This is a genomic window from Psychrobacillus sp. FSL K6-1267 (assembly GCF_038003265.1).
Classification (GTDB): Bacteria; Bacillota; Bacilli; order Bacillales_A; family Planococcaceae; genus Psychrobacillus; species Psychrobacillus faecigallinarum.
This window is the reverse complement of sequence record NZ_JBBOOR010000001.1, coordinates 642,688-661,138: the sequence shown is the minus strand read 5'-3', so window position 1 is coordinate 661,138 and position 18,451 is coordinate 642,688. Positions and strand designations below refer to the sequence as shown.

The 18,451-nt window shown below is 36.1% G+C and carries 19 protein-coding genes; 9 read left to right on the top strand and 10 right to left on the bottom strand.

Annotated features, from left to right (window positions below; genetic code table 11):
- Positions 1 to 52 precede the first annotated feature (52 nt).
- The 5 genes from MHB55_RS03360 (at position 53) to MHB55_RS03340 (ending at position 3,973) form a co-directional block, all read left to right on the top strand.
- Positions 53 to 310 (top strand): hypothetical protein, encoded by a 258-nt coding sequence (locus MHB55_RS03360; protein WP_154311537.1) that lies wholly within the window; start codon positions 53 to 55, stop codon positions 308 to 310.
- A gap of 188 nt (positions 311 to 498) precedes the next feature.
- Entirely contained in the window at positions 499 to 1,332 is an 834-nt protein-coding gene (gene thiD, locus MHB55_RS03355) for a bifunctional hydroxymethylpyrimidine kinase/phosphomethylpyrimidine kinase (RefSeq protein ID WP_144539809.1), read from the top strand.
- Positions 1,333 to 1,480: 148 nt separating this feature from the next.
- Positions 1,481 to 1,831 carry a YojF family protein gene (locus MHB55_RS03350; RefSeq protein ID WP_340862593.1) on the top strand — a complete coding sequence of 117 codons (351 nt, stop codon included), beginning with the start codon at positions 1,481 to 1,483 and terminating at the stop codon, positions 1,829 to 1,831.
- Between the two features lie 12 nt (positions 1,832 to 1,843).
- On the top strand, positions 1,844 to 2,530 hold the full coding sequence (gene bshB2 / locus MHB55_RS03345) for a bacillithiol biosynthesis deacetylase BshB2 (protein ID WP_340862592.1): 687 nt from the start codon (positions 1,844 to 1,846) through the stop codon (positions 2,528 to 2,530).
- 102 nt (positions 2,531 to 2,632) lie between these two features.
- Positions 2,633 to 3,973: a YjiH family protein gene (locus MHB55_RS03340; RefSeq protein ID WP_144539815.1), complete on the top strand. Its 1,341-nt coding sequence runs from the start codon at positions 2,633 to 2,635 to the stop codon at positions 3,971 to 3,973.
- Between the two features lie 71 nt (positions 3,974 to 4,044).
- Here MHB55_RS03340 and MHB55_RS03335 read toward each other — a convergent pair whose 3' ends face one another.
- Both MHB55_RS03335 and MHB55_RS03330 read right to left on the bottom strand, forming a co-directional pair.
- Positions 4,045 to 4,488, bottom strand: a complete 444-nt coding sequence (locus MHB55_RS03335) for a GNAT family N-acetyltransferase (RefSeq protein ID WP_144539817.1) — start codon at positions 4,486 to 4,488, stop codon at positions 4,045 to 4,047.
- 45 nt (positions 4,489 to 4,533) lie between these two features.
- Positions 4,534 to 5,061 (bottom strand): AAA family ATPase, encoded by a 528-nt coding sequence (locus MHB55_RS03330; protein WP_340862591.1) that lies wholly within the window; start codon positions 5,059 to 5,061, stop codon positions 4,534 to 4,536.
- 199 nt (positions 5,062 to 5,260) lie between these two features.
- On the opposite strand from MHB55_RS03330, the gene MHB55_RS03325 reads away from it, so the two are divergent.
- Together MHB55_RS03325 and MHB55_RS03320 are read left to right on the top strand one after the other, a co-directional pair.
- The gene (locus MHB55_RS03325; RefSeq protein ID WP_340862590.1) at positions 5,261 to 5,509 is read left to right on the top strand and encodes a YesK family protein; all 249 of its coding nucleotides are present in this window, start codon (positions 5,261 to 5,263) and stop codon (positions 5,507 to 5,509) included.
- A gap of 89 nt (positions 5,510 to 5,598) precedes the next feature.
- A complete protein-coding gene (locus MHB55_RS03320) occupies positions 5,599 to 6,069 on the top strand; it encodes a DinB family protein (protein WP_154311542.1) in 471 nt (156 codons plus the stop codon).
- Between the two features lie 232 nt (positions 6,070 to 6,301).
- Here MHB55_RS03320 and MHB55_RS03315 read toward each other — a convergent pair whose 3' ends face one another.
- The 6 genes from MHB55_RS03315 to MHB55_RS03290 all read right to left on the bottom strand — a co-directional run bounded on the left by MHB55_RS03315 (position 6,302) and on the right by MHB55_RS03290 (position 13,251).
- On the bottom strand, positions 6,302 to 7,558 hold the full coding sequence (locus MHB55_RS03315; protein WP_340862589.1) for a neutral/alkaline non-lysosomal ceramidase N-terminal domain-containing protein: 1,257 nt from the start codon (positions 7,556 to 7,558) through the stop codon (positions 6,302 to 6,304).
- Between the two features lie 58 nt (positions 7,559 to 7,616).
- Positions 7,617 to 7,919, bottom strand: a complete 303-nt coding sequence (locus MHB55_RS03310) for a hypothetical protein (RefSeq protein ID WP_154311544.1) — start codon at positions 7,917 to 7,919, stop codon at positions 7,617 to 7,619.
- Positions 7,920 to 8,816: 897 nt separating this feature from the next.
- Positions 8,817 to 9,824: an alpha/beta hydrolase fold domain-containing protein gene (locus MHB55_RS03305; RefSeq protein WP_229653949.1), complete on the bottom strand. Its 1,008-nt coding sequence runs from the start codon at positions 9,822 to 9,824 to the stop codon at positions 8,817 to 8,819.
- 117 nt (positions 9,825 to 9,941) lie between these two features.
- A complete protein-coding gene (locus tag MHB55_RS03300; RefSeq protein ID WP_340862588.1) occupies positions 9,942 to 11,180 on the bottom strand; it encodes a sensor histidine kinase in 1,239 nt (412 codons plus the stop codon).
- A complete protein-coding gene (locus tag MHB55_RS03295) occupies positions 11,177 to 11,866 on the bottom strand; it encodes a response regulator transcription factor (protein ID WP_154311547.1) in 690 nt (229 codons plus the stop codon). The genes MHB55_RS03300 and MHB55_RS03295 overlap by 4 nt, the downstream gene beginning before the upstream one ends.
- 404 nt (positions 11,867 to 12,270) lie before the next feature.
- Entirely contained in the window at positions 12,271 to 13,251 is a 981-nt protein-coding gene (locus MHB55_RS03290; RefSeq protein ID WP_340862587.1) for an NADPH:quinone reductase, read from the bottom strand.
- A gap of 542 nt (positions 13,252 to 13,793) precedes the next feature.
- Between MHB55_RS03290 and MHB55_RS03285 the strand changes: the two genes are divergently transcribed.
- Complete coding sequence (locus MHB55_RS03285; RefSeq protein WP_340862586.1) at positions 13,794 to 14,135, top strand: hypothetical protein; 342 nt, start codon at positions 13,794 to 13,796, stop codon at positions 14,133 to 14,135.
- A 258-nt stretch (positions 14,136 to 14,393) separates the two neighbouring features.
- Here the strand turns inward: MHB55_RS03285 and MHB55_RS03280 are convergent, their stop codons facing one another.
- Both MHB55_RS03280 and MHB55_RS03275 read right to left on the bottom strand, forming a co-directional pair.
- Positions 14,394 to 15,695: an NCS2 family permease gene (locus tag MHB55_RS03280; RefSeq protein WP_154311552.1), complete on the bottom strand. Its 1,302-nt coding sequence runs from the start codon at positions 15,693 to 15,695 to the stop codon at positions 14,394 to 14,396.
- Between the two features lie 182 nt (positions 15,696 to 15,877).
- Positions 15,878 to 16,837 carry an L-threonine 3-dehydrogenase gene (locus MHB55_RS03275; protein ID WP_154311553.1) on the bottom strand — a complete coding sequence of 320 codons (960 nt, stop codon included), beginning with the start codon at positions 16,835 to 16,837 and terminating at the stop codon, positions 15,878 to 15,880.
- 169 nt (positions 16,838 to 17,006) lie between these two features.
- On the opposite strand from MHB55_RS03275, the gene MHB55_RS03270 reads away from it, so the two are divergent.
- Complete coding sequence (locus MHB55_RS03270) at positions 17,007 to 17,642, top strand: hypothetical protein (protein WP_340862585.1); 636 nt, start codon at positions 17,007 to 17,009, stop codon at positions 17,640 to 17,642.
- Positions 17,643 to 18,451: the final 809 nt, after the last annotated feature.

The window sequence follows — 18,451 nt, the reverse complement described above, 5'->3', positions numbered from 1 at the left end:
CTATTAACAACTAATCCGCCCAATGATACGATGGTAAAAAGGGGAAATGCATATGGCAGATTTTCAAAATCGAGAAAAATTGAAAAAACTTGAAGAAGCTGCAGTAAACAATAACGTTCCTGCCAAGGCAAATAATATTGGGATAGGTTGTTTTTTACTGGGTACAATAATTTTTATATGTTTCTTATTATTTTTGTCTATCTCTCTATATTATAACGAAATTTTCATAGGTTCGATTATCACTTTTATGGTCGCTCTGGTATTTGCTTTCATATTGTTTAAACTATGGACAGCCCCAAAGCTACCTTAATTGAATTTTCATACCTATCTGATACAATGAAGAAAAGCGCAAGCGCCTATTTCTGCCCCGACAAGCAAATGGGGAAAAGTGAGGAGGCAGTTCCTCTTTCCACTAGGGACTAAGCGCTCAGAGCTAGATCAACTTTGATTTTCTTATCTAAAAAACAATCAACTTTTAAGTAAAAAGGAGAACTTCACATGACAATAAAAAAAACATTAACAATTGCAGGTTCTGATACTTCAGGTGGTGCTGGGATACAAGCTGACTTAAAAACATTCCAGGAACACGGAACCTACGGGATAAATGTTCTTACAGTGATAGCTACAATGGATCCAGATAATAATTGGAGTCATGGAGTATTTTCCCTTCCAGTAGATGAGATTAAACGTCAAGCTAAAACAGCGTTATCTACAAACGTCGATGCCATTAAAACTGGGATGCTAAGTACGGAAGAAATTATTGAAGAAACCGGCAATATTATCGAGAAATCTGGAGTTACTAGTATCGTTATAGATCCTGTTATGGTTTGTAAGGGAGAAGACGAGGTTTTGAATCCTGGGACAGTAGACGCAATGATTACTCATTTGTTACCTCGTGCACTTGTAGTAACCCCTAATTTATTTGAAGCTGGTCAGCTGTCAGGATTAGGAACACTTAAATCTATTGAAGATATGAAGGCAGCCGCTGAGAAAATTCATTCACTTGGGGCTAAAAATGTAGTCATCAAGGGTGGAAAACAACTGGCTCACGATAAAGCGGTTGATCTTTTCTATGACGGACAAACTCACACACTGTTAGAAACAGAGAAAACAGAAACTACTTATAATCATGGTGCTGGTTGTACATTTGCAGCTGCTATTACAGCAAACTTAGCAAATGGCCTTTCTGTAGCAGATGCGGTGTTGAAAGCTAAAGAATTTGTGGCTGCCGCAATTGCACATGGATGGAAGCTGAACCAATACGTGGGACCAGTTCTTCATGGTGCCAAAGGAAAATTCGGTGCCCCAGAAGTAACAACTACTACAGTTTGATACTCCTCCACTCGCAAAGTCTAACGAGGCTTTGCGAGTTTTTACATCATATAAGATTACGTAATATAAACAACGGTTCAATCATTCGCTTGATGAACTGTTTTTCATTATACTATTAAAAGACAGTATGCTAGGAGGCAATGAAAGTATGGAACTAGTGAATATGGAACGACTACAAGAATTATTAAATAGCTTTGCAAATGAGGATGTGTATATACATTTGGAAACGACAAATGGTGCATATGCTACTCATTTCAACGAAAATGTGTTTAATGCAGGTGCATTTATTCGGAATGTAATGATTCGCTATGAGCTTGGAAAAGTAGCTGGAGAAGCTCCTCATCGTGTTGGACTAAAGCTTCTTCACGGATGGGTCTATGCACAAGGGATCACTCATTATGAATTAGATGAGCACGGTAGACTGCTAATGGCTGGACACGACCAAAGTGGAAAGCTTGCTGTAGCTCTTGAAATAAGCAAAACACCATTTACATATTAAGGAGGAATAAAAATGAATTTACCAATGGAACGATCTGTCTTGGTCGTATTCCCTCACCCAGATGACGAGGCTTTCGGAGTTTCTGGAACAATAGCTACTTATGTGAAACAAGGAGTCCCTGTGACTTACGCTTGCCTAACTTTAGGGGAAATGGGTCGAAACCTTGGGAACCCTCCTTTTGCAACTCGCGAGACATTGCCACAAATTCGTAAGCAGGAGTTGCTTGCCTCAGCAAAGTCTATGGGAGTTACAGACCTACGAATGATGGGTCTTCGAGACAAGACAGTAGAATTCGAAGATGATGAAAAGATGGTCAAAATGATGGAGGATTTAATCGCTGATACGAATCCTTCTTTGGTCATTACATTCTATCCTAACTATGCCGTGCATCCAGATCACGATGCAACCGGAAGAGCAATGATTCGCGCAGTTCGTAGAATGCCAGAAGAACAACGTCCAAAGGTATACGCACTAGCATTTTCAAACGATTCAAAAGAAGTGTTAGGCGAGCCAGATATAATCCATGATATTTCTGGATCAAGTGAGGAAAAAATGGGCTCTATGCGAGCACACATTTCCCAAACAGCTTGGATGCTAGAGGAAATGGAAAAACGTTTAGCTGATGGAGAGCCAGAAGCTGAAAATTGGCTACACTTTGAGCGGTTCTACACATACGATTTCAATAAAGATTTCGAATAATGGAACATTTTTACCAGCTATAGACTTACCTTCTGGAATGAATTATCATGTGTAAAACACCTATTTCTTGCATAATTATTCAAAAAGAAAGTTGGCCTTCACTTGAAAAAATTTAGCTTATTTACTTGGCTTTTATTTCTTCTCCCTTCTATAGCTGGTGTCATCCTTTTCATGATCCCGCTACCGATTGGTGGAGAAGTTAAAATTCCTATCGCATGGTTTGCGAGCCTATTATCAGGAGTACTTGAACCGATCGTGCATTGGGTCGCCCTTATCACTTTGTTCATTGCGGCTATTGGTTCTCTAGTTTTTTTGTTTATTCCAAAGAACAATTCGTTTATTAATAACCTATTTAAGGTTTCTATATTTTGGACAATCACCCGAGTAGTCGGTGCAGTTTTTTCTGTATTAATCATTTTCCAAATTGGCCCCGAGGTTATTTGGAGCGAAAATACGGGAGGACTTTTACTAGCACCTGATGGGCTGGTTTCCTTCCTGTTTACAATTTTCCTATTTGCAGGTCTATTACTGCCTCTTCTATTGAATTTTGGTTTATTAGAGTTTTTTGGGACGATGATGGTTAAAATTATGCGTCCATTATTTAAGCTTCCAGGACGCTCCGCTGTAGATGCACTTACTTCTTGGGTTGGAGATGGAACCATTGGTGTCTTGTTAACAAGCAGACAATATGAGGAAGGCTATTACACAAAAAAAGAAGCGGCTATTATTGGCTCCACTTTTTCAGTTGTTTCCATCACCTTCTGTATTGTCGTACTTGAACAAGTCGGGTTAGAAAAGTATTTCGCACCCTATTACTTAACTGTCCTGCTTTGTGGTGTGGTACTTGCATTTATAATGCCACGAATTTATCCATTAGCAGGCAAAGAAGAAGTTCATATAGACGGTCGCCCATTAGACCTAGAAGCAGAGAAATATCCAGAAAATTATAATGCTCTAACACATGGTTTAGAAAATGCGTTAAACACAGCTAATAAAAACCGTTCTGTTAAAAGATTTTTTTCAGATGGTATAAAGAATGTCATTGATATGTATATAGGTGTTGCTCCAGTCGTACTAGCATTTGGAACAATTGCATTGATGCTAGCTGAGTACACACCATTCTTTACGATATTAGGTAAACCATTTGAGCCACTGCTCCTGTTATTTGGAATACCAGAGGCTGCAGCAGCTGCACAAACAATGGTAGTTGGCTTTGCGGATATGTTCCTTCCTACTATTCTAGGTGCTTCAATTGAATCTGAGCTAACGAGATTCTTTATAGCAACTATGTCAGTTACTCAGTTGATTTACATGTCCGAAGTTGGTGGATTATTACTTGGCTCTAAAATTCCGGTTAACTTTAAAGACTTAATTGTAATTTTCTTATTGCGTACACTGATTTCATTCCCTATCATTGCGGTAGTCGCACATCTATTGTTTTAAAAGGAAAACGCTTGGAAAACTCCAAGCGTTTTTTTATTATCTGCTGGACACTTTAAGCGGTATTTCCTATGTTATATCAGATTTAACTCATACTGATAAAATTGAGAATCCTTAGTGTATCCACTTTTTTCATATAGTCTCTGTGCAGCATAATTGTCTATTGCTGTAGATAGACTAATGCTTTTTGCTCCTGTTTCAATAGCATAATCTTTTGCTTTTTGTAAGAGCATTTCTCCTACTCCTTTTTTTCTGGCTGTTTTGTCTACATATAAGTCGTTTAAAATCCAAGTTCTTTTCATAGATACTGATGAAAATGTAGGATATAGTTGTGTAAAACCAACGTAGACTTCTCGATCTCTTACTACAAATATGACCGAATCTTCATTTACTAAACGTTTTTTTATGTAGGTTTTTGCACCTTCTATATCTGACTCCTGCTGATAAAATATGCGATAAAGATTAAATAAATTTGACATACCTTCTAAATCTTCAATGGTAGCTTGGAATATTTCCATACTTCTCTCTCCTTTATAATGGATGGGCAATATTACATGATAGTTCTAATTTTCAATTACAATTTCTCCCTCTCCTTTTGGTGTTTCGAAACCATTAAGGTAGGAAATTAAAACTTCTTCTGTAATCGGGAACGCATTGGCATCAAAACGTTTGTTTCGTATTTTAAGTCGTTCACGCAAATCATCAGGATGAACTTTTAAATAAATAAGTTTCCACTTACCGCCGTACTTTTCAATAAGCTTTTTATATTGTTCTCTTCTCACACGATTCCAAAAACTGAAGTCAATTACTACCTGTTGTTTGTCCTGAATTAATTTTATTAACTGATTTCGCAATTTTCTTTCTGCCTCTTTCTTGTACTCCTCAATCATTTCCATTGGAAAATCAATCCCGAACCGACCATTAGTAGCCCATATTTCTTCATCAATAGAAAGACGAAAAAAGCCTTCTTTTTCTAATCGTTGGGAGAATGTAGTTTTTCCAGAACCAGCCACACCACACATCATTACTACTAGAGGAGTGAGGTCATCTCGTTCACGATAAATTAAGTCAAAATTAAACTTTTCAAACATCTGAATACTACCTCCAATTATTCAAAATAAATCTATCAAACAAGCTCTAATGCTCCGTTAGATTAGGAAAAAGAAAAGGGCGCTCTTCCAACACGACAGATACATTATATTCCTTGATAATTACTGCAATAAAAAGATTTAATTTTCAGATAAAACAATATATATTAGATTATTTTTCCACTAAAGGGAGAGAAGCTTTGTGCAAATCTTTATTTATATAGCTTTAGCTACTATTATCATAGTTACCATTTCATCTACAATTCTTCGAAGAAAGAATTATCGAAAGTATGGGATACCTACTGCTTTTTTAATAGGAGTATCATTTGTAATCGCTGTCGTAAGCTTTTTCACATTGGATGGCTGGGAATCAATGGGGTTTTTCCTTATGTTTATTTGCATTACCATCGGTTCACTTATTGGCACAGGAATTTCAATGTTATTAAACTAAAGCGCATGTTAGTTATCAACAATCACTCTCTTTTAATCGAACGTTCATTCGTGTATATTTAATACATACCAAATAAAGGAGAATAAATTATGAACTCAATTGATTTAATTCTTTTAAATTTCAACGAAGTACGAAGAAGAAGTGTTAAAGTTTGGACATCTATTCCCCAAGAAAAACTAAACTGGAAACCTGATGACGAAGCAATGACTTGTTTAGAGATGATTAGACATGTTCTTGAAAGTGAACATTATTACCATTTAGCTATCCAAAATCAAGGCAGCTTGGCAGTATTTGAATCCCCTTTTGATAAGCAACCCTTTTCTACCGTAAATGCGGAATTGAAATTTGCAGAACCATTTAGAAATCACTTTTTAGAAACTATTAAGTCATTTTCAGAAGAAGATTTATCAAGTATTAAAATTGATCGTTCTGATTCTGGTTACATAAGAAGTTTGGGTGACATGTTGCTAAGAGTCGCCTATCATGAATCTGTCCATACCGGCCAATTGCTGGATTACTTAAGAATGGCAGAGGTTCCAAGAGTACGTGTTTGGGATTAATTTATCTTAGAGGTGTATCACTTAAGTGATATGCCTTTTTTTAGATAATAAGTGACTTGAGCAATATGCGACTTAAAATATCCTCTTCTCCTATTCAACTATACTGCTTTATTTCAGTAAGAAAAAAAATTGTCTTAGCAAGCCCATGATCTTTAAGTAGTCTAGTAAAAGGAAACCCTGTAGAATGGTTCCTCCCCTAATAATTTTTCTCGAATCAATGTAACTTATATTTTTAAAATAAATCTAATGCCCTCTCAATAATAAGTGTAGCTGTATTTTCATCAGGTGGCATCCATAGATTTGTAATTGGTCCATATACCACATGGTTTAGTTCAACTTCATAACCACCTTCCAAAAAGGCCTCTTTTGTAGGCAAATATCCTAAATAACCGTTAGTGTAGCCACCAAAAAAGGCAAGCTCATCCGAAAGTTTTTCTTTGAATTCAATGGCCGTTTCTGAGAAAGGTTCCATTGGTATTCCAGTAAACGACCCTTCGTTAACTTGAGTTGACTGAATTTCTATATTGATAGTTAAATATGTCTCATTTCGTTTGCGTTTATCTAAAATGACAGAATGCCATCTATCGGTATTTACACCCCATTCTTTTTCAGCTAGTTTGGCCATTTTATGTATTTCTAAAGGTTCAGGTATTTCTTTCAATCTCATCAATAATGTAGTTGAGACTACCTTTAAAATTTTAATAGGTTCAAATTTTACTTTAGGAAGCATGGTTAACACGTAACCGCTTAAAGCTTGTGCCATTTTTTCCATATTCTCCAATGAACCTCGATACATAGCATTAATATTCCCCGAAGCCCCTTGTACAACGATTACAGTACATTTTAATATATTTTCAAGGATTTCCCTTGTTAAGCCTGGATAATCTGCTGATAAGATATCACTATCTCCTTTTAATACATTCGGATGAGCTGTACAGAATATAATTAGTCCGGATAATTTCTTTGTTTTCTCGTTTCTTATCACTAAAAGACCAACTCTTTTATCAACTGGACCAATTGGATTTGTACCCATTATCACTTTACCGTCAGGAGTATTTTCCCTTCGATTAATTCCTAATTCACCAAGAGTTACATTCCAACCAATCTCTGATAGTTGTAAATTTTTATCGGCCAAAATCGCTGCTTTTACAGCGTTGCTCATTAATGTGTCTTTATAAATCTTAACTATTTTTTTTGTGCTTACTGTAGCGGGACCAGAATGCGTATGAGTATAAACTACTGTAATTTGTTCAGTAGGAATTTTCAACTTACTTGAAATTTGTTTACGGATAACTAAAGTGTCTTCAACTAACATTCCTATATTATCAATACTAATAAACACAGATTTAGTATTATTGTTTTCAAACACAAATGCAGTTACAAAGATATGTTCGTCAATATTACTAACTCCTGTCGGCCGATGGAATCCGATAAAATCAATACCCAAAGGAGGTGTAATATCTACCTTGTAAACTCCTGCTCTACTCAAATAGTTCTCTCCATTCTTTAGATTAACTTATCAAATTGTTCTTCAACAATCTGTTTCGTTAGTTTAATAAGAAACTCAGTACTGGTGGTAATAATAAGAGGCTAATTGAACTGAAAATAAGTACTCTAGAAACTATTTTCGGTAATTTTTTTCTACCTTTTCCTTTATACCATCCGCTAAATTGAAATTTATTTCTATAAAGTACAAAAATCAAAATAAGAATAGCTAAAGAACCTAGCCAGCTATATTTTTCAGCATAAGTGCCAATTCCGATATACATTCCTTTTAAAAAGTAACCTAAAATTGCACCTACAATAGCAAATATGAATATTACTCGTATTAACTCCAACAAGACTTTCATGTACTCTCCTAACTTTTTATTAAAAAATTTTAACATTTATATCACAAGCCACTTCATCATTTTACTAAAGAAAAAACAAGTCTCTACGATCTGAACTGTTAAGACGGTCTCCTAGTACAAAAAGGTTTCCATCTGGCAGAGCAATTACACCTTAATTTTGTGCTAAGTAAGGTTCTTCGTAACTTTAACCGTTAATAAAAAGTTCATCGTTTTCATAAGTGATATTACTTTCACCCAGTCCAATAATTCATTTTTTCTTTAGTTTCCCCACATTCAATAGCTCTTTCTCTTATAGAATGATTCACTCAATTAACACCTTCGACATCGCGCTAATAATACCTGCTCGTTAAACTACATTGCTTCAAAAGTATTATAAGAAAAAAGAGCCGCCTAAGCAGCTCAACAATATCTTTCATTAAAGTAACCTTTAGTTTAACAAGACAATCGAATATATGGATATTTGTTCATTATAAAAAATAATGATGCTCCCTATAATAAACGTTGGGAAGGCTAGCAATATCCTGTTTTTTTTAATTATCCGCACTTCTATTATTATCAATATTACGTGGTAGTTTCCATTTAAAGTAGACGGATAATAACCTTAATATAACAATTATGATTAAGAGCGAATATGTGGCATAGGGACCGGTAACGATCCTTTTAACTTAATAAGCACTTCAATATCTTAAATCCATATTTGCTTTTTAAAAAGAAACAATCCTAATAGGGAAAATAATAGATTATAAATTCAATCTCATAAAAGACTGTTTTTCGGAAGCTTTAAACAAAACCTTCGTCATTCCAAGTGATATAACCATAGGCTATAAAGAAATAATTCACTATTTTAAAAATAGATTAAAATAAAAATAGGGTGGCAAAATTGCCACCCGCAAGAATTTATTTTAATACACGATCGAGAAAACTAAATACTTCTTTAAGGTTTTCCTCTGAATTAAAAGGTTCCCCTCCGTGAACTGCGCCTTCCAAAAGTGTAAGCTCTACCTTCTCATCACCTAAAACATCTGTTAGTTTTTCAGAGAAATCAATGGACTGTTGCGTTGGCACGTTCGGATCAGCCGTTCCGTGTTGGATAAAGAAGGCTGGATCATTTTTAGTAATATAAGTTTCCGGATTCGCTTTTTCTACTTCCTCTATCTTTTCGGTAATATTTCCTCCGATGTACTTGCTTTCCGGAGAATCATCTGAGCTTCGTTCTCCTATTTTTGGCGTGATTCCGGATTCCTTAAACTGCTCATCCAGTTTCATAAAGTCAATTTGTCCATACCAATCAACGACAGCTTGTACTTCAGATGAATATTCCATATTTTCAGTATTTTGACCATTTAAAGAGTCGTCATCTCCACTCGTACCGACTAGTGCCGCTAAATTTCCGCCCGCACTGCCTCCCCATGCCACAACCTTTTCAGAGTCCAAGTTGTATTCTTCCGCATTAGCTTTAACATAACGAATTGCAGCTTTTATATCACTAATCGCTGCAGGAAATATCGCTTCACCTGAAAGTCTATAGTTGACCGCTACAACTGCATACCCGTGATTGACACCTTCAATCATGGCAGTCAGGTCCGTCCCTGTTTTATCTCCCTGCATGAATCCACCCCCGTGGATTGCGATGATTACTGGAAACGGTCCTTCGCCTTCATTGGGAAAATAAATGTCCAGCTTTTGCGTTTCCGATTGGCTGCCGTATTTTACATCTAATTGTTTGTTCTTAATGAAAGAGGTATCAATTGCCTCAGCAACCTGTTGTTTCGTTTCTGCTTGCTGAGTTGTTTCCGTTTCTTCACTATTTTTTGGAGCCGTTTCTTTGGAACTGCTTGATGAACACCCAGCTAATAATCCCATTGCGAGGGACATTGATAAAATTGTTGATATAGATTTTTTCATTTGTGCTTCACTCCTAATTGTTTTGTATGTTCTTTCTATAAATTGATCATAACAAAACATTGTGGCACAAAAATGGCAGAAAAACGAGGTAAAATGAACGTTTTTCTGCCAAAAATTTTATGCTTTTTTTAAGGTGATAGTAAATGTGGTTCCTGCATTAGCCTGACTTTTCACACTGATTTTCTCCCCAAGCTGTTCCATGATTTCGAGCGCAATGGACAGCCCGAGGCCACTGCCTGTACTTGTATGCGATAAGTCTTCCTTGTTAAACCGCTCGAATATGTGCGGAAGAACTTCCTTAGAAATACCTGGGCCATTGTCCATTATCATGATTTCCGCTTTACGAGCTGTCGTTTTGGCGTCGATAGTCACTTTGCCATTTTCCGGAGTGAACTTAAACGCGTTATCGAGCAAAATGGTAAGCACTTGTGTGATACGATCTTCATTTGAATAGGTTGCGGGCAAACTTTTCACACGTTCTGTAATTTGAAATTGAAGATCCATGTCGTCTGCTAAAATAGCAAATGGCTCTGAAACTTTCGCTATGATTTCTTTTGTATTCACGATTGATTTAGTATATGCCGTTTTTTTGTATTGCAGCCTCGATAATTCAAGCAAATCCGAGATGAGTTTTTCTAAGCGAACACTTTCTCTCAAGATGATGCTGTAGTATTGGTCGATTTTTTCCTGATCTGTGACAACATGGTCCGACAGTGTCTCTGTCAAAGCTTTGATAGATGCAAGCGGTGTTTTCAGTTCATGGCTAATATTGGCGACATAGTCTTTGCGCATTTGTTCAAGGTGATTTTTCTCTTTGATAAACAACGCAAGAAAAACCAGAATGATGATTGTTCCAATAGCCAGAGTTACGAAGAATACAAGGTAAAAACCATTAAGCGCTGCTTGATAAGCGCGTGCCTCTTTTAATAAATAGATACCACCTGTCACTTTGTTGTCCTGGACCAATGGTTGCCCGATTATAATTGCTTGCGCAGAATACCCCGGTACTTCCTGGATTTCAACTACGGTTTTGCCACTGATAATTTTTGGCAAGTACGAGGTTAATTCCTTGTTTACTTTCGCATCAGAAGAAAATCTTGAGATTGGTTCATCGTTGTAAACATTGATTTCCATTCCATGGACATCATAAGCCTTAATTAAATAATCATCGGTTTTTCTTATATTTTCACCATCCGCAACCTCTTCTCCGATCAACGTGAGGGGCGGCTGGAGTTCTTCAATTTTTGATTGGGTAAAGTAATGTTTGATTGCAAAAGCCCCCAAGAGCTGACCAGAAATAAATATCAATAGAATGACAAATGCAATCCACAGCTTACTTGAAAATAACCGCTTCATACAAATAACTCAAATTTATAACCGACACCGTAGACGGACTTTATGGAAAACTCAGGAGAAGCTTTAGCGATTTTTTGACGGATTCGTTTGATTAGCGTATCGACTGCACGCGTGTCTCCGATATAATCATATCCCCAAACTTTGTACAGTAATTCCTCACGGTTGACCACTTTCCCTGTGTTTTTGACTAGAAAGGTCAAAAACTCCACCTCTTTTGCAGTAAATTCAATTTCCTGATTATTGATCAGAACTTCATATCCATCAATATCAATGGACAGATTTCCTGCTTTTAAATAGTGGGTATTTTCTTTTTTTGGTTGCACCCTTTTTAATATCGTTTTGATCCTTACTACTATCTCTCGTGGAGAAAAGGGCTTTGTTATATAGTCATCGGCACCAATTTCAAGTCCGACAATCCGATCCACTTCTTCGCTTCTAGCGCTAAGCATAAGAATAGGAATATCGCTAGTTTTGCGTATCTCCTTACATACTTCGGTCCCAAAAAGACCGGGCATCATGATATCAAGTACCACTAGATCAAAATTGTTTTCTTTTAGGAGTTTGAGTGACATCTCTCCATCGTAAGCAGATACACTATTCATACCTTCAGCTTGTAAATAAGCATTAATACTTTCATGAACAGCGACATTATCGTCACAGATTAATATGGTTATGTTATGATTCATTACGGTAAATCCCTTCAATCTCTAAAGTTCATTTGTTTTGTTATTTTAATAGTTTTTTCGAACTCTATATTTTCACATATTAAATAAAAAAGCAATTCGAATAGCTTTTTGACCATAACTCCTCTTCTGTATACTTTCATTGAATTACTCTTTGTTGCGCAAATATTAAAGCGAACCATCAATTGAAAAAAAGCAACGATAAAAGTGTACAATGAACTTTTACTGTTGCTTTTTTAATTTTTTTAATTTTAGATTTACACTAGCTTAATCTGTTCCTAAAGGCGTAATATTCTAAACGCTAACAATAAAGTTGTTTAATTAAATACGCGACTCTTAAAGTTCCTGTTGCGTTAGTTTAAGTACAATATTTCCTAAAATTTGTTAACTTTTATTATGTAAAATAATTAGTCAATTATTAAAACAAGTTTACCATTTCCTATACCTTTTGATAGCTGATCAAAGGCCTGCGATGCTTGCTGAAGTGGCAAAGTAGTACCAATAATCGGACGTAATGCTCCACTATTTAACATTCCAATTACACCATGAATGCTTTGTTCATATTCATCTTTCGGTGCATTCCAAAGAGCCGTTGCTAAAATATCACATTCCTTTTGCATTGCAAGACGTGGATTTATTTCTATAGAACCACGATTTCCGATGATTACAATCTTGCCAAATGGTGCAATAAGCTTTAAATCTGTTTCTAAATTAATATTTGCTAAAAACTCAATAATTACGTCTGGTCCATTGCCATCTGTTAAGGCTAGCACATCTTCAATCGTTGCTTCAGTCACATGATCAATGACGATATCTGCACCAGCTTGCTTAACCATTTTTTTACCTTTAGGCTTACTTGCTGTCCCAATCACTTTAGCACCGTGAGATTTTGCCATTTGGACAGCCTGTAATCCTACCCCACCACTGGCTCCATGAATAAAAATAGTTTGACCTGGTCTCATACAGGCACGTTGAAATAATGCACGATATGCAGTTAACGCAGGTACCCCTAATGCTGCACCTTGTTCAAAAGATACATGGTCTGGTAACAAATGAACCAACGTTTCATCACACACCATCTTTTGTGCAAATGTCCCGGTACTATTACTTCTCAGTAAAGAAGCAATAAATACACGGTCACCAACTCGAATATTTGTGACTTCTTCTCCAATCGCCTCTACAACCCCTGCACCGTCTAAGCCAGGAGTATAAGGCAATTGCGGTACACAAAACGCATATGTACCTGTTAATGTATAGGTATCACTCGAATTAACTCCCGCAGCGTATAAACGAATACATACGTCTTTTTTTCCTACTACTACATCCTCAACGTCTGTGTATGCTAACTTCTCAGGTCCACCAAAATTTGTAACTTGAATTGCTTTCATGTTGTCAACCTCCTCTCATTTATTATATACAGAAAATTATTAATTTACAGTTTTTATATAACAATTCATACTGCATCGCCAAATCTACTTTTTGTTTAACTTGAGCACACGTTAGCAACCATGCCCAAATCAGAAAACTACCAAATACCGCTACAAAGAAAAGTAAATTATAAATAGAATGTAAATTGATGATAATCTATTGATTTTTTTTAATCCTTCGCTTTAGCCACACGGTTATCCGAAAAGTACATTTTTAACTTTGCGTGTTTCAAAAACATTCCCCCTTAAATTAAGCACGAATATACTCAAGCATTAACTTCAAATTAGTTTTCTCTTATTTAACCAACCCGTTGCTATAAGTTCAAAAAAAAATTAAAGTTTCCTAAGCGACCTGTAACTAAGACCCAATGTTAAAAAACATCAAAAAAAACCTAATCTATTGAAACTTATCCACCTCAAAAAAATGTACTTAACTCCCTTTATTGAATATTCTGTATTTTTAGGTATAATTAAGGAAATTAATATGGAGAAAGGTGATGTAAATGAAAAAACTATTAAGTATATCATTGTTTTTAATAGGATTAGTGTTTGTGTTCTTTTCATTTTCTACAAATTCTTTTGCAGACGAGAACGATAAAAGTTACGTAGATGGCCAAGTTATATATGCTTCAGACACTTTAGACGACTCATATTTAACAAGGAACAATATAGGTTACAAAGATGGGCAAATTATAGCTGTTTCAGAGGACAACACCATTGAAGTATTTTATTCCAACTTCTCCGATATACAAGAGACCCATTATTATGAAGAATTCGGTGATATGAGTTTAATCCAAGCTGTAAGATCTTTAAATGGTTGGTTTGCTACGTTCGCTATTGAATAAAACTACTAAGTGAAATTTATCCCAAGCTCACCTATTTGGTGGGTTTTTTACTAAATGAAGTGATGGAAGTGCCACAGAGTGAAATAAGAACTTACTATGTTCCGATATCTATTTTGATCCAATGTATCATTATCCTTTAATTAGATTGAACTTAAAGAAGATTAAACCTTCTTAAAATAACTACTTTTTATTTCTTTAGCCTTCTGAACTAAAAAAATGCTCTCCGCATCTAAATATGCAGGGAGCATTTTATTTTTATTAGTGTGGTAAAAACAATAATTGAAATGCAAATAGGATAGCAAATATATATAGCATCGGATGTACTTTTTTTGCTTCACCTTTAACTATTTTCAAAATAGGGTAAATGATAAACCCAAAAGCAATTCCAGTTGCAATGCTTGAAGTAAGAGGCATGATCAAGATGATTAAGAAAGCAGGGAATGCTTCGTCAAATTTACTCCATTCAATTTCTTTTACAGAACCAATCATCAATGTACCAACAATAATTAGGGTTGGAGAGGTAATCGCCGCAACACCAGATATGGCACCTACTAAAGGTCCAAAGAAAGAAGCAACAATGAATAAAACAGCAACGGTTAAACTAGTTAAACCTGTACGGCCACCCACAGCAACACCAGATGAAGACTCAACAAATGCTGTTGTCGGACTAGTTCCAAACATAGACCCAACAGTCGTCGCAACTGAGTCAGCCAGTAATGCTTGACGAGCACGAGGTAATTTTTCGTCTTTCATCAAACCAGCTTGTTTAGCAACACCAACCATAGTACCTGTAGTATCAAAGAGTGTAACTAAAATGAATGAGAATACTACTCCGTATAAACCATAAGAAATAACTTGGCTAATTGCTTCAATTGGATTCCAAATTAAAATACCTTCTGGTAAATGAGGCAGAGCTACCACTTTATCAATATGTAGTTGATTTGTTAACACAGCTACGATACCAGTAATAACCATACCAATAAATAATGCACCATTTATATTACGTACCATTAAAATCACAGTGATTAATAAACCAAATAAAGTTAAGAGAACACCAGGGGAAGTTAAATCACCTAGCATCACTAAGTTACTATCACTTGCCACAACTACTTTAGCCATTCGTAAGCCTAGAAAGGCAATAAATAACCCAATACCTGCAGTAATTGCATGTTTTAAATTTTTCGGAATTGCCGTTATTAACTTTTCTCTCAAAGGTGTTAAAGATAAAAGAATAAAAATTATACCTGCTACGAAAACAGCAGCAAAAGCTGTTAAATAATCAATTTTTCCGTCTGACGCTAACACGACAGCGTAAGTGAAATATGCATTCAATCCCATACCAGGAGCAATTGCGATTGGATAATTGGCGCAAAGCGACATCCATAATGTACCGATAACAGCAGAAATAATAGTTGCCATAAACACTTGATCAAGTGGTACACCTGCATCCGATAAAATAATCGGATTTACAACAACGATATATACCATTGTGAGAAATGTGGTCATTCCAGCAATAAGTTCAGTCTTTACATTCGTACTATGCTCCTTCAAACGAAACATTTTATTACCTTCTTCCTTAAACACGAACATTTTTAATAACATTAAATATATTATTCGTTTTTTAGATAAAATACAACCCTTTTACTCAAAGTCATTATTCTCAAAATTCTTCGGTTACATTCACTTTAAGAATTAAGTAGTACGCAAATTTATATTAATTGTTATAAAAAAAAGCAGGTCCTTTATAAGGAGCCTGCCGTTTTTTTATTCTTTAGCGTTAGTAACATATCCTTCGTCATTGCGTCTAAATCGTATTTATACGTAAAGCCCCACTCTTCTTTTGCTGCAGTCGCATCAATGTTGTCTGGCCAGCTATCAGCAATTGCTTGGCGAACTGGGTCTACTTCATAATTCATCTTAAAGGAAGGTATTTCCTTGCGGATAGATGCAGCAATTTGTTCCGGTTCAAAGCTCATTGCCGTTACATTAAATGCATTACGATGAATTAGCTTAGTCGGATCTGCCTCCATTAAATCAACAATCGCTTGAAGCGCATCCGGCATATACATCATATCCATATATGTTCCTTTTGCTATATAGGACGTGTAAGCGCCATCCTCTAATGCTTTATAGTAAATGTCAACTGCATAGTCGGTTGTTCCACCCCCTGGTAATGTCTCATTGGAGATCAATCCAGGAAAACGAACTCCTCTTGTATCCACGCCGAATTTTTGAAAGTAGTAATCACATAGTAATTCTCCTGATACTTTGTTTACTCCATACATAGTAGTTGGACGCTGCAATGTATCCTGAGGTGTGTTTTTCTTAGGAGTAGAAGGTCCGAAAGCGCCAATAGAGCTTGGAGTAAAGAATTGCATCCCTAATTCACGTGAAGCCTCCAATGCATTTACTAATCCACCCATATTTAAATTCCACGCCAATAGCGGCTTCGCTTCTGCTGTTGCAGAAAGTAATGCAGCCATATGAATCATAGTGTCCGCTTGAAAATTCTTCGCAAGCTGATGCATTTTCTCTCCATCAGTCACATCTAAAATGTCAAATGGACCATTTTCTGTTACTGACGATGATATATGTCTAATGTCTGTGGCCAAAATATTGTCTGAACCATATTCTTTTCGTAGTTTCGCAACTAGTTCCGAACCAATTTGTCCTAAAGCTCCGGTAACCATAATTTTCTTCATCTTTATTTCTCCCTTTCAAAAACAATTGTATTTTTGGAAAGTACATTATATCAATAAAACACCTTGATATCACTACGTTTATCAAGTAATAATTATATCGTGTTCATTCGTGAAATACAACCATATCCGATTTCATTTTTTGATATAATAGTTTAATTAGGAGGTATTTATGAAAATATTAAAATATGCACTCATTTTTTTGCTAGGGGTAATATTGACTATGGTTATGACTTTTTTCAATTTACCTTTTTGGTTAATTTATTTGGTAGTAGTAGCCGTATATTTACTTTTAATAGTCGTACCTCAAATGTATACGGTTTATAAATCAAAAAATTTGAAAAAGATAGAGCAATATCTAGAAAAGAATAAGCGAAAGCCGATATTTGCTTACCCGCTAGCTTTGAAAACTGGCGATCGAGAACAGATCATACGCTCCTTAGAGGAAATTTTGAAAAGGCACAAACAACCCTATATGCAGGAAGTATATAAAACCATATTGGCACTTTTTGAAAACAACGTCTCTAAATTCGAGCACCTAGCTAAACAAATAAGCAAAGAACCATTAAGAACCTATTATTTAGCATATGTAGAAGCTCTTAAAGGAGACTTTGATGAGGCTCATACACTAAAGGTTCAACTCCCAAAAGGTTGGATGCAGCATGCAATCGAAGCTGTCATCGCAAAAGAGCAAGGCAACAACGACCTCTATGAACAAGAAGCGAACAAAAGCATTGAGCTTGCAACAGGCGTCCAAAAATATAGCCTTTATTATTCTTTTCAGCAAGAGATAAATAATTTGAAATGAGTGGACCAATTATTCTTGGAACTCGGCAGTAAGATCATTCGATTTCAATATAAAAGCCCACTACGGTGGGCTTTTTACTATAAACTAATATCATTTATATTTTTAACGATAATTCGTGGCATTAGGGGACTCTTTCCATCCATTTACGAGCGTTTTCCACTGTTTTAGGAGACATTTCCCCATTTTTAGGGGCGCAACCACCACTTAGGAGACGATTTCCAGCGTTTAGGAGACACTTCTCATCCATTTATGAGCGATTCCCACCGTTTTAGGAGACATTTCTCCATATTTAGGAGCGTACCCACCACTTAGGAGACAATTTCTAGCATATAGGAGACACTTCCCATCGTTTACGAGCGCTTCTCACTGTTTTACGAGACATTTCTCCATATTTAGGGGCGCAACCACCACTTAGGAGACGATTTCTAGCATTTAGGAGACACTTCCCATCGTTTACGAGCGCTTTCCACCGTTTTAGGAGACATTTCTCCATATTTAGGGGCACCATCTCACTTTAGGAGACTCTTTCTCTCATTTAGGAGGCACTTCCCATCGTTTACGAGCGCTTCTAACTGTTTTACGAGACATTTCTCCATATTTAGGGGCGCAACCACCACTTAGGAGACGATTTCCAGCGTTTAGGAGACACTTCTCACCCATTTATGAGCGATTCCCACCGTTTTAGGAGACATTTCTCCATATTTAGGGGCGCAACCACCACTTAGGAGACGATTTCTAGCATTTAGGAGACGCTTCTCATCCGTTTATCTTCCCCTTTATTTAACTGCCACTTAGAGAAACTTTGCGAT

Bases quoted from the DNA above. Each gene is read 5' to 3' on its own strand.
- MHB55_RS03280 (WP_154311552.1), bottom strand. From the start codon at position 15,695: ATGTTTCGTTTGAAGGAGCATAGTACGAATGTAAAGACTGAACTTATT.
- MHB55_RS03360 (WP_154311537.1), top strand. From the start codon at position 53: ATGGCAGATTTTCAAAATCGAGAAAAATTGAAAAAACTTGAAGAAGCT.
- MHB55_RS03310 (WP_154311544.1), bottom strand. From the start codon at position 7,919: ATGAAAGTCTTGTTGGAGTTAATACGAGTAATATTCATATTTGCTATT.
- thiD (WP_144539809.1), top strand. From the start codon at position 499: ATGACAATAAAAAAAACATTAACAATTGCAGGTTCTGATACTTCAGGT.
- MHB55_RS03350 (WP_340862593.1), top strand. From the start codon at position 1,481: ATGGAACTAGTGAATATGGAACGACTACAAGAATTATTAAATAGCTTT.
- MHB55_RS03330 (WP_340862591.1), bottom strand. From the start codon at position 5,061: ATGTTTGAAAAGTTTAATTTTGACTTAATTTATCGTGAACGAGATGAC.
- MHB55_RS03275 (WP_154311553.1), bottom strand. From the start codon at position 16,837: ATGAAGAAAATTATGGTTACCGGAGCTTTAGGACAAATTGGTTCGGAA.
- MHB55_RS03300 (WP_340862588.1), bottom strand. From the start codon at position 11,180: ATGAAGCGGTTATTTTCAAGTAAGCTGTGGATTGCATTTGTCATTCTA.
- MHB55_RS03290 (WP_340862587.1), bottom strand. From the start codon at position 13,251: ATGAAAGCAATTCAAGTTACAAATTTTGGTGGACCTGAGAAGTTAGCA.
- bshB2 (WP_340862592.1), top strand. From the start codon at position 1,844: ATGAATTTACCAATGGAACGATCTGTCTTGGTCGTATTCCCTCACCCA.
- MHB55_RS03285 (WP_340862586.1), top strand. From the start codon at position 13,794: ATGAAAAAACTATTAAGTATATCATTGTTTTTAATAGGATTAGTGTTT.
- MHB55_RS03335 (WP_144539817.1), bottom strand. From the start codon at position 4,488: ATGGAAATATTCCAAGCTACCATTGAAGATTTAGAAGGTATGTCAAAT.
- MHB55_RS03270 (WP_340862585.1), top strand. From the start codon at position 17,007: ATGAAAATATTAAAATATGCACTCATTTTTTTGCTAGGGGTAATATTG.
- MHB55_RS03320 (WP_154311542.1), top strand. From the start codon at position 5,599: ATGAACTCAATTGATTTAATTCTTTTAAATTTCAACGAAGTACGAAGA.
- MHB55_RS03295 (WP_154311547.1), bottom strand. From the start codon at position 11,866: ATGAATCATAACATAACCATATTAATCTGTGACGATAATGTCGCTGTT.
- MHB55_RS03305 (WP_229653949.1), bottom strand. From the start codon at position 9,824: ATGAAAAAATCTATATCAACAATTTTATCAATGTCCCTCGCAATGGGA.